We start from the raw sequence: 1126 nt of genomic DNA on the forward strand, positions 1-1126 counted from the left end.
AAAAAAGAGCTACGAGAGCTCCAGCAATTAATTTCTTTTTCATTCTAGTCCTCCTTATTTTTTAAATTGAATGCAGAAACACCAGTGATAACGCCAAAAAATGTTGCGATAGCATTGATAGTCAAAACGGCCATATCTGTGCCATTCCATCCATATGCTTTGCCGAGCATCCCAACTAAAACGGAACTTGCTGGCAATACTGTAAGAACAATCCATTTGATTAACGTGTAGTATTTATCAGGTAAAACCATCTATAAACCTCCTTATAGTTTTGTTAAAAAATAGCCAATAATTGTGATGCCTAAACCGATCATGTACCCCCATGACCACTTATTATTTGCTTTCATTTCTTTGATATCATCTGCATTAGTGACTGCTAACGAATAAGCGTGATCCGCTAAATCTTTTGCAGCATCTGCTTTTTCTCTTAATGACTCATAATTATCTAGTTTGGTTTCAATACGAACCAATCTTTCAACCACATCTTGCACCGCTTCATCTTTCAAAATTTCGCCACCTTCCAATAATTAAAGAAGCCCCGTCCGAAAACGAGGCTAAAAAAATAAAGCTTATTCAGCTTTACCAATGATCTGATTTGCTTCTTCTTCAGTGATACAAGTAGGTACGAATTGTTTTACCTCGTCCTCAGTGAAACAACCCCAGTCAAACATCATTTTTACATCGTCAAAATTAAACATATTATTTTCCTCCTTCTTCGTTTTCAGTAGTTAATTGAGCTTTGATTTCAGCAATATCTTTGCTGTTTTGGACTGACGCTAGCATCGTTTTTGAATTAATTTGAGCTAAGCTATCAGCTTTTGTTTTTAACGCTGCATTTTCAGCAGTTAAATTCAAATCATTCAGCATTAGCTTCGCATTTAGTTGAGACATTTGTGTTTGTTTTTCAGTTAACGCTGCATTATCTGCTTTGACTGTCGTGTAGAAACTTTCTAGTAAAGCTAGCTTTTCAGTGTTAGCCATAAATTCAACTGGCTTCCACACGTTTGATTTAACGTCAAAGAACTGCAACATTAGATCTCGTGTTGCGTCAGGTTCTACTTCCGTATACGGAAACTTTGTTTCAAAATCCTCTGCCACTTCTACTGTCTTGCACCCGAACGGATAC

4 protein-coding genes are annotated in these 1126 nt (G+C 36.7%); all 4 read right to left on the minus strand.

Features of this window, described 5'->3' with window-relative positions; all coding sequences use genetic code 11:
- Positions 1–44: 44 nt before the first annotated feature.
- The 4 genes from RV04_RS12905 to RV04_RS13615 all read right to left on the minus strand — a co-directional run bounded on the left by RV04_RS12905 (position 45) and on the right by RV04_RS13615 (position 1098).
- Entirely contained in the window at positions 45–251 is a 207-nt protein-coding gene (locus RV04_RS12905; RefSeq protein ID WP_071858858.1) for a phage holin, read from the minus strand.
- 12 nt (positions 252–263) lie between these two features.
- Positions 264–506 (minus strand): hemolysin XhlA family protein, encoded by a 243-nt coding sequence (locus RV04_RS12910; protein WP_071858859.1) that lies wholly within the window; start codon positions 504–506, stop codon positions 264–266.
- Positions 507–569: 63 nt separating this feature from the next.
- Positions 570–698, minus strand: a complete 129-nt coding sequence (locus RV04_RS12915) for an XkdX family protein (protein ID WP_071858860.1) — start codon at positions 696–698, stop codon at positions 570–572.
- A gap of 1 nt (position 699) precedes the next feature.
- Entirely contained in the window at positions 700–1098 is a 399-nt protein-coding gene (locus RV04_RS13615; RefSeq protein WP_245791106.1) for a hypothetical protein, read from the minus strand.
- Positions 1099–1126: the final 28 nt, after the last annotated feature.

Source organism: Enterococcus hermanniensis (assembly GCF_001885945.1).
GTDB classification, from domain to species: Bacteria; Bacillota; Bacilli; order Lactobacillales; family Enterococcaceae; genus Enterococcus_A; species Enterococcus_A hermanniensis.

Bases quoted from the DNA above. Each gene is read 5' to 3' on its own strand.
- RV04_RS12905 (WP_071858858.1), bottom strand. From the start codon at position 251: ATGGTTTTACCTGATAAATACTACACGTTAATCAAATGGATTGTTCTT.
- RV04_RS12915 (WP_071858860.1), bottom strand. From the start codon at position 698: ATGTTTAATTTTGACGATGTAAAAATGATGTTTGACTGGGGTTGTTTC.